An 8,219-nucleotide genomic window follows, 5' to 3' on the forward strand; every position below is an offset into this window, starting at 1 on the left:
CAGGCCGACTACCGACACACCACGGCTACCGCTGCTTGACATAAACATTAGGCAGCGCTCCCGGTGTCCACGCCCTGCTCCGCGAAGACCTCGCCGGCGGCCAGTATGCCGTCGACCCCGGCGGGCAGTCCACAGTAGATGGTCGAGTGCAGCATGATCTCGCGGATCTCCTCCGGCGTCACGCCGTTGGCCAGCGCGCCGCGCAGGTGGATGCGGATCTCGTGGGCGCGCCCGAGCGCGACGAGCATGGCCAGGGTGATCATGCTCCTGGTGCGCACGTCGAGTTCGGGCCGCTGCCAGATGTCCCCGAACACGTGGCGGGTGACGATGTCCTGCAGCTTGTCGTCGAGCTCGGTGGTCGACTCGATCTGGTCGTCGGCCCCGGCCCGCCCGAACATCCGCCTGCGGAGCTCGCGGCCGAGTTCGAAGTGCTCGTCCCGGATCATGCTTTTCCTCCCTTTCCGATGAGGGTCACAGTCGGCGGTGGCTGCCGTCGGCCTCGGGCAGCGTCGAGGAGTACCAGCGCAGCGCGTGCACGGCCAGCACGCTGACGAGGCAGAAAGCGATCATGAAGGCGGACACGGCGAACACCGTGCCCGACGCGCCCCACAGCGCGGTCGCGATCAGCGGGGAGAACCCGCCCGCGAGGCACGCGCCGACGGCGTAGGAGACGGAGCTGCCGCTCATCCGCACCGCGGCGGGGAAGAACTCGGCGAACAACGCGGCCTGCGGCCCGTAGGTCGCGGCGAGGCCGAACGTCAGCACCACCACGGCGAGGATCACCAGCCCCGGGTTCGCCGTGTTGAGCAGCGCGAAGAACGGCACGGCCCACACGATGATCCCGGCGTACCCGCCGAGGTAGACCGGCCGCCGCCCGACGCGGTCGGACAGCCACGCGAAGAAGATCATGCTGCCGAACCAGGACACGCAGCCGACGAGCAGCACGTCGAGCAGGAAGTTGCGGGACAGGCCGAGCGCGCTCGTGCCGTACGCGGTGACGAACGTCAGGAAGATGTACCCGCACGCGTTGTTGCCCACGAACGTGCCGACGGCGATGAGGATGCGCTTCTTGTGGTGGCGGAACAGTTCTGCGAGCGGCACCGAGAGGGTTTCCTTCGCCTGCTGGAGTTCGCGGAACACCGGGCTCTCCTCGGCGCGCCGGCGGATGAAGTACCCGACCAGGACCATCACGAAGCTCAGCAGGAACGGGATGCGCCAGCCCCACGAGCGGAACGCCTCGTCCGGCAGCGCGAACGTGGTGCTCAGCAGCACGACGTTCGCCAGGAACATGCCGGCGGGTGTGCCGAGCTGGGTGAAGTTGCCGAACAGCCCGCGTTTGGCCGGTGGCGCGTGCTCGACGGCCATCAGCGAGGCGCCGCCCCATTCGCCGCCCGCGCTGATCCCCTGGACCAGGCGCAGCAGCACCAGGAGCACCGGCGCGGCGGGGCCGATCGTGTCGTAGGTCGGCAGGAGGCCGATCAGCGTGGTGGAGGCGCCCATCGTGATCAGCGTGGCGAGCAGGACGCGTTTGCGCCCGATCCGGTCACCGAGGTGCCCGGCGAGGATCCCGCCGACCGGCCGGGCGACGAACCCGACGGCGAAGGTCGCGAACGCGGCGAGCGTCCCCGCCAGCGACGAGAAAGCGGGGAAGAACAGCTTGCCGATCACCAGCGCCGAGGCGATCGAGTAGACGTGGTAGTCGTACCACTCGACGCTGGTGCCGATGAAGCTCGCCCACCCCACCGTCCGGCCCGATGTGCGAGCCGGGGCCACCACGTTCCGGGTCTGGTTCACCGTTGAACTCCCTTCGTCGCGCTCCCGTCCCGGTAGTTTCGCCCGGCGGCGGGGCGGCACCGTTGCCTCGCGCTGAAGGGGTATTGACCGCAGGCGCACCAGACGGGCGCGCAGACCTGCGAGCGGGAACGGCTGGCTACGAACCCGGTCGCGCGGCGGGGATCACGGGGAGCACGATCCGCGAAGGGCGGTCCGCGTCGTGCGCGATCTCCTGCCTGGCCCGGCGCCAGTCCCTGGCCTGGTCGATGGGTTCCCCGGTGTTGAGGTCGCGGTCCCAGCGCGGGAAGTTGCTGGAGGTGACGTGCACCCGGATGCGGTGGCCGGCGCGTCGGTCTTCGCCGTGAGGTGGGCGCGGATCGGGCCGGTGACTTCGAGGTCCTGGGAGAGCGCGTCAGTGGTGTAGACGAGTACGTCGGGTCTGGCCTCGCCGCGGGCCTGGTCGAGCGGGCCGGGCGGGAACTCGTTCGACATCAGCAAGGCGCCGCCGGTGGTCGGTACCGGGGTCGGCGGGGTCATAGGTGAACGCGCCGGTCCCTTCGCCGGCGCCTGGGGCGTCGCGCGGGCCTCGTGCTCAACGCCGGGCACGGGATCGGCGGCAGGGGCACCCACCAGCAGCTACAGGCCCCGATGGGTAGACCTCTGCCTTGTCGTCTGGGTCCACAAGGGTCAAGACTTGGCGGATATCGTTCAGGCCTGTGACGAGCTGCCGGATCGCACACCGGGACAGCCGTGACGACTGCACACCCGGACGCGTCTTCGGAAGTGTCTCCGCGCGCCGGACCTGCGTCTCAACCATCCAGCGGGTCGGCAGCTGCGGGTCCGCCCCCGATTCCAAGGCCGCTCGATGGCGCACCAGCGCCTGGTCGCGCTTCTCCACCACACGGCGAGCCGTAGAACAACACCTCCCGGCTCTGCTGCCCGCCGCGCACCAGACCACGCAACACATATCGGTGTCGTGTGCGGTTCCGTTCCCGCGTCACCGCGGGCAGCTTGTCCCGCCCGTTGCAGCGCATCCGGGCTTCGTGACCGAGCCCACGTCGTCCACGTCGATGAGGACTTCCTCCTTCCGCCGCCTGTTCCACACGTGGCGTGCCGGTGTAGCGCGGATTCGAAAGATCACCCGCACCGCACCCTTCGACCAGGCGATTCCAGATCGACACCACACCCATCCACTGTTTCCTGGCGCCCGCCGGCGCGGCCGTGCTCGCCGCCGGGGACGACCTCGAGGTCAAGGACCTCGGCTACCGGCACGACCGGGTCTTCGGCGTCGCTCACAACCTGCGCCTGGCCCACACCGTCGGCGTCAACCGGTGGTCGGAGACCCGCTGCGCCCGCCACTTCGGCGACCGGTCTCCGGCCGGCAAAGCGGCACCGCGGCAGCGGGTTCCGCGCCGTCCGACCAGGAAAGGTCGGCCCCGACGACGACCGTCGCGACCGCACCGGAGACACCGGTCGTCGCCGAAGCCCCGCGTCGCGGCAATGGCCGTCGCGACGTCACGGCTGAGTTCGCCGAAGTCCGCCGGGCGGTAAAGCCACGCGGACACGGAGCGCGCGACCCCGTCCAAGGCCGCCACGAAATGCATCTCGGACGTGCCGGGGTTGCCGAAGCACACCCGCACGCCGCCTCGGCGCCCTTCACCGCAGTGCCCGTCCTGCCTTCAGTCCGTGTTCTCGGGGGAAACCAGGGCCGTGCCGAACCTTTCCACCGCGAGGTACGGGTTCAGGTGGGGGTGGCGGCTGCCCACGGCGACGTCGCGCCAGTACCGCTGGAGCACGTTCCCGGTGGCGAAGCCGCTCGCGCCGTGCAGGTCGAGCATGCGCTCGACGGCGGACCGGCAGTCGCGGCCGGCGTCGGCGAGCTCCATGTGCAGGCGGGCGCTGGCGGCGCCGGACAGCCCGGCGGACTCCGCCGCCCTGGCGACCGTGAGCATGGTGTTCTCGGCGCGGTTCACCAGGTGCGCGGCCTCCGCCAGCCAGTGCCGGGCACCGGGTGACTCGCCCATCCGGGAGTAGGTGGACATGAACGGTTTGCGGTCCGAGGCGAACATCGCCGCGGTCGCGTCGAGCGCGCCCCTGGCGGCGCCGACCACCGGACCGAGCACCGTGATCGAGTACAGCAGCAGGTCCTGGGCGGCGAAGGCGGATGCGGCGGCCACGCGCCGCGCGGGCACCAGCAGATCGTCGGCGACCAGGCTGTGGCTGCCGGTGCCGCGCATGCCCGCCATGTGCCACGTCCGGTCGACGGTCAGGTCGGCGACCGGCACGACGGTGAAGGACAACGTGCCTTCCACCGCGAGGGCGAGCACGGCCCAGGCCGCGTCCTCGCACCCCGACACGTTCGGCCAGCGGCCCGTGATCCGCACGCCTTCGGCCACCCGCACGCCCTGTCCGGCGGGCACACCCGAGCCGCAGAAGAGGGCGTCCGGGTCGGCGAAGAACTCGTCCGACCGCGAGCCGGGAAAAGAGCCGACAACGAGGTTCTTCGCGGTCACGCAGGCCCCCGCGATCCACGCCGTGGATGGGCACGCGCGGCCGAGACCGGCCAGGCGGCGCCCAATGGTCTCCGCGCCCGCCCACTCGCCTCCGTAGGCCCGCGGTGTGCGCAGCGCGAAGACGCCGTCCTTGCGCAGTGCGCCAAGGCTTTCCGTCGCGGGCCGGTCGTACTGTTCCGCCTTTTCCGCGTGCGCACGCAGGATCTCGCTGGTTTCGTCCTTCGGGGAGTCATCGATCACGGCGCCAGCCAAGCACCGGAAGCCGCACCGGGACCATGCGCGCGCGGCACCGGTCCATGCGCGCTTGTGCGGCTGCTCGCTAGCATCGGCCGCATGGACCTGATGAGCGAGGGGCTCCGCGGCATGCGGACCGGCGCTGTGGGCAGCCGCGTGATCCGGCAGTCAGGTGCCTGGGGGCTGCGGTTCCCCGCGTTCGCCGGCAGCGGGTTCCACTTCGTCCTGCACGGCTCGTGCTGGCTGATCACCGAGGACCAGGAGCCGGTCGCGCTGAAGCCGGGAGACGTCGTGCTCACCTCCTCCGGTGCCGCGCACGGGCTCAGCCACGCCCCGGCCGCACTGCAGGACCTGCCCCCGTTGGAGCTGGGCCCGTTCCCGCCGGCGCCGGGGCCGTTCGACTTCGAGTTCCTGTGCGGCGCCTACCGGCTCGACCACGGCCAGGTCCCGCAGTACCTCCGCGCGTTGCCCGATCTCATCGTGGTCTCGCCGGACGCCGACCGGCTTCCCGGCCTGCTCGCACTGGCCGAACTCCTCCGCGTGGACACGTCCGGGAAGGGGCTGGGCACCGGGGCGACGTTGCCCGCGCTGCTGGACCTGATCGTCGTCCAGACGCTGAGGCAGTGGCACGACCAGCACGACGCCACGGCCCGCTGGCCGAAGACCGAGGACCCGGTGATCGGCGGCGTCCTGCGGATGGTGCACGAGGACCCGGGGCGGTCGTGGACCGTCGGCGGGCTCAGCGAGGCCGCGGGGATGTCGCGGACGGCGTTCACCCGGCGCTTCACCGCGGAGGTGGGCCGGCCGCCGATGGCTTACCTGATCAGCTGCCGGCTGGGGCACGGCGCCCGGCTGCTCCGGGAAACCGACGCCACCCTCGCGACGATCGCCCGCCGGACCGGGTATTCGAGCGAGTTCGCCTTTTCCAGCGCCTTCCGCCGCGAGTACGGCATGTCGCCGACCAGCTTCCGCCGCACTCCCACCGAGCTCGGGGCGTAACCGCGCCGAAGGCGGACACCATCGCGGTCGGTCGCGGCGAAGAGCCGCCCCACGTGGCCGCCGTGCGGGGCCGGGTACGGGCGTGCCCGTGGCGCCGCGGCCGACGAGGGTCAGCGCGAGCGGCGGGAACCAGCGCGCGCACCGGCCGAGAAGGCGGCGACACCGCCGGTTCGGGCAGGAACGCCACCGGAGGAGTCCCGGCCGGACCCGGACTTCACGCCACCGGAACTGCGCTGACGGGACTCGGCGGCACCACGACGAGCCTGGCCGGACTTCCCGGCGCCCTCGCGACGTCCGGCGGGTTCGGCCGAGCGGCGGCCCTCACCAGCGGACGGGCCACCGTGGTCTTGGCCGGCCCGGGACCGCCCCGGCCGTCCGGCTACGGCACCACGCCGCGCGCCACGGGCACTCCCGGCCCCGCCGCGGCCCGACCCGGACGAGCGGTCCTCCGCACGCGACCGCGCCGCACCACCCTTCGCGGACACCTTCTTCGGCCGCGTGTCCGCGGCCGGCCGCGACGGCGGCGCGGTGAACGACCGCTCCCCCGGCGCCAGCTCGGACAGCAGCGGATGACCGGGACCGAGCCGCGTCGTGGTGGGCTTGATCCCCGCCTTGCGGGTCAGGTCGCGGACGTCGGCGACCTGCTCGTCGGTCATCAGCGTGACCACCGTGCCGGCCGCCCCGGCCCGCGCCGTGCGGCCGGACCGGTGCAGGTACGCCTTGTGCTCGACCGGCGGATCCGCGTGGATGACGAGCGTGACGTCGTCGACGTGAATTCCGCGGGCCGCGATGTCGGTCGCCACCAGCGTCCTCGCCGCTCCGGACGAGAACGCCGCCAGATTGCGCGTCCGCGCCGCCTGCCCGAGGTTGCCGTGCAGTTCGACCGCCGGCACGCCGGAGGCGACCAGTTTGCGCGTCAACTGCTTCGCACGGTGCTTCGTCCGGGTGAACACCAGCGTCCGGCCCGCCGCGGCGGTGAGGTCGACCAGCACCGGCAGCCGGTGGCTCTCCTCCAGGTGCAGCACGTGGTGCGCCATGGTCGACACCGGCGACTGCGCCGAGTCCACGCTGTGCGTGGCCGGGTTGTTCATGAACCGCTTGACCAGCACGTCGACCCCCGCGTCGAGGGTCGCGGAGAACAGCAGCCGCTGCCCGCGCGCGGGAGTGGCCGCCATGATGCGACGGACTTCGGGCAGGAAACCGAGGTCAGCCATGTGGTCGGCCTCGTCGAGCACGGTGATCTCGACGGCGTCGAGCCCGATGGCTCCCGAACGCATGTGGTCGGCCAGCCGCCCCGGGCAAGCGACGACGATGTCGACGCCGTCACGCAGGCGGGAGATCTGCGGGTTGGCGCTGACGCCGCCGAAGATCGTGGTGACCTTGAGGCCGAGCGGCCTGGCCAGCGGCAGGATCGAGCCTTCGATCTGGGTGGCCAGCTCACGGGTCGGCGCGAGGATCAGGGCCCGCGGGCGGCCGGGCCGGCGCCGCGCCGGGGCGGCGGCGAGCCGGGCCAGCACAGGCAGCACGAAACCGTAGGTCTTGCCGGAGCCGGTGCGGCCGCGGCCCAGGACGTCCCGGCCCGCGAGCGAATGCGGGAGCGTGGCGGTCTGAATGGGGAAGGGACTGGTGACGCCTTGCCCGGCCAGCGCGTCGACGAGGGTCGCGGACAGACCGAGTTCGGTGAAAGTAGGTGTGGTCATAAGCGTTGTGGACGCGGGGCGCCCTGGATCTCCGTAAGTAGAGGGTTGTCCTGCCCGGCGCGGACCTGGTGACCGCGGCGCGTGGTAGCCGACAACGGAAATGCGGCCCGAGGCAGAACTGGACGGGCCGCGTGATCAGTGTACCCGACGCACGCGCGTGTCCCGTGTGAGCGCGGTGGTAGCGGGTACCGACCGGGGCGACAGGCGAAGAACCGACGACAGGAGTTCCCGTGTCCCAGCCTCCCCAGCAGCAGACCCCGCCAGGCGCCACCGGCGCCATGGATCCCGCGCCCGACCACGGGGAGCACAGCTACCGCGGCTCCGGGCGGCTGGCCGGGAAAGCGGCCGTCATCACCGGGGCCGACAGCGGTATCGGCCGTGCCGTGGCGATCGCGTACGCCCGCGAGGGCGCGGACGTGCTCATCTCCTACCTCGACGAGCACGAGGACGCGCGGGAGACCCAGCGGTGGGTCGAGGAGGCCGGGCGCAAGGCCGTCCTGGTACCCGGTGACCTGGCCGAACCCGCGCACTGCCGGTCGGTGATCGCCACCGCGGTGGCCGAGTTCGGCCGGATCGACGTGCTGGTCAGCAACGCGGCGTTCCAGATGACCCACGAGTGGATCGAAGACATCCCCGACGAGGAATGGGACCACACGCTGGCCCTCAACCTCAGCGCGTTCTTCCACCTGACGAAGGCGGCGGTGCCCCACATGGCGCCGGGCTCCTCGATCATCGCCAGCAGCTCGGTCAACTCCGACAACCCGCCGCCCCAGCTGCTGCCCTACGACGTGACCAAGGCGGGGCTCGCCAACATGACCGCCGCGCTGGCCCAGATGCTCGGTCCGAAGGGAATCCGGGCGAACAGCGTGGCGCCGGGGCCGATCTGGACGCCGCTGATCCCCTCGACCATGCCCGAGGAACAGGTGCAGAGCTTCGGTGCCCAGGAAGCTTCTATGTCAAGTGGTGGTGGTCGGTGTGGAGTGCGTGGTAGAGGACGTCG

General features: G+C 71.7%; 7 protein-coding genes and 2 pseudogenes. 3 read left to right on the forward strand and 6 right to left on the reverse strand.

The features are described from left to right. Window positions 1-47: 47 nt before the first annotated feature. The 4 genes and pseudogenes from ABFX51_RS35260 to ABFX51_RS35275 all read right to left on the reverse strand — a co-directional run. The gene (locus tag ABFX51_RS35260; RefSeq protein ID WP_218153381.1) at window positions 48-446 is read right to left on the reverse strand and encodes a carboxymuconolactone decarboxylase family protein; all 399 of its coding nucleotides are present in this window, start codon (window positions 444-446) and stop codon (window positions 48-50) included. A 25-nt stretch (window positions 447-471) separates the two neighbouring features. Then, entirely contained in the window at window positions 472-1,794 is a 1,323-nt protein-coding gene (locus ABFX51_RS35265; protein WP_245782868.1) for an MFS transporter, read from the reverse strand. Window positions 1,795-1,930: 136 nt separating this feature from the next. Continuing rightward, window positions 1,931-2,101, reverse strand: coding sequence for a hypothetical protein (locus ABFX51_RS35270; RefSeq protein WP_245782869.1), 171 nt, complete (start codon window positions 2,099-2,101; stop codon window positions 1,931-1,933). Window positions 2,102-2,163: 62 nt separating this feature from the next. Beyond that, window positions 2,164-2,310: pseudogene (locus tag ABFX51_RS35275) on the reverse strand (hypothetical protein); the annotation flags it as partial. Window positions 2,311-2,952: 642 nt separating this feature from the next. Between ABFX51_RS35275 and ABFX51_RS39750 the strand changes: the two are divergent. Then, window positions 2,953-3,141 (forward strand): annotated as a pseudogene (locus ABFX51_RS39750) (replication-relaxation family protein); the annotation flags it as partial. A gap of 311 nt (window positions 3,142-3,452) precedes the next feature. On the opposite strand, the gene ABFX51_RS35280 reads toward ABFX51_RS39750, so the two are convergent. Then, window positions 3,453-4,526 (reverse strand): acyl-CoA dehydrogenase family protein, encoded by a 1,074-nt coding sequence (locus ABFX51_RS35280; RefSeq protein ID WP_245782870.1) that lies wholly within the window; start codon window positions 4,524-4,526, stop codon window positions 3,453-3,455. Between the two features lie 93 nt (window positions 4,527-4,619). On the opposite strand from ABFX51_RS35280, the gene ABFX51_RS35285 reads away from it, so the two are divergent. Further along, entirely contained in the window at window positions 4,620-5,519 is a 900-nt protein-coding gene (locus tag ABFX51_RS35285) for an AraC family transcriptional regulator (protein ID WP_091504359.1), read from the forward strand. A gap of 110 nt (window positions 5,520-5,629) precedes the next feature. Here ABFX51_RS35285 and ABFX51_RS35290 read toward each other — a convergent pair whose 3' ends face one another. Then, entirely contained in the window at window positions 5,630-7,219 is a 1,590-nt protein-coding gene (locus tag ABFX51_RS35290; protein ID WP_091504254.1) for a DEAD/DEAH box helicase, read from the reverse strand. A 230-nt stretch (window positions 7,220-7,449) separates the two neighbouring features. Here ABFX51_RS35290 and ABFX51_RS35295 point away from each other — a divergent pair. Continuing rightward, window positions 7,450-8,219: SDR family oxidoreductase (locus tag ABFX51_RS35295; protein WP_346056346.1), on the forward strand; the 770-nt coding region annotated here is incomplete at its 3' end.

Source organism: Amycolatopsis dongchuanensis (assembly GCF_039542405.1).
GTDB lineage: Bacteria > Actinomycetota > Actinomycetes > Mycobacteriales > Pseudonocardiaceae > Amycolatopsis_E > Amycolatopsis_E sacchari.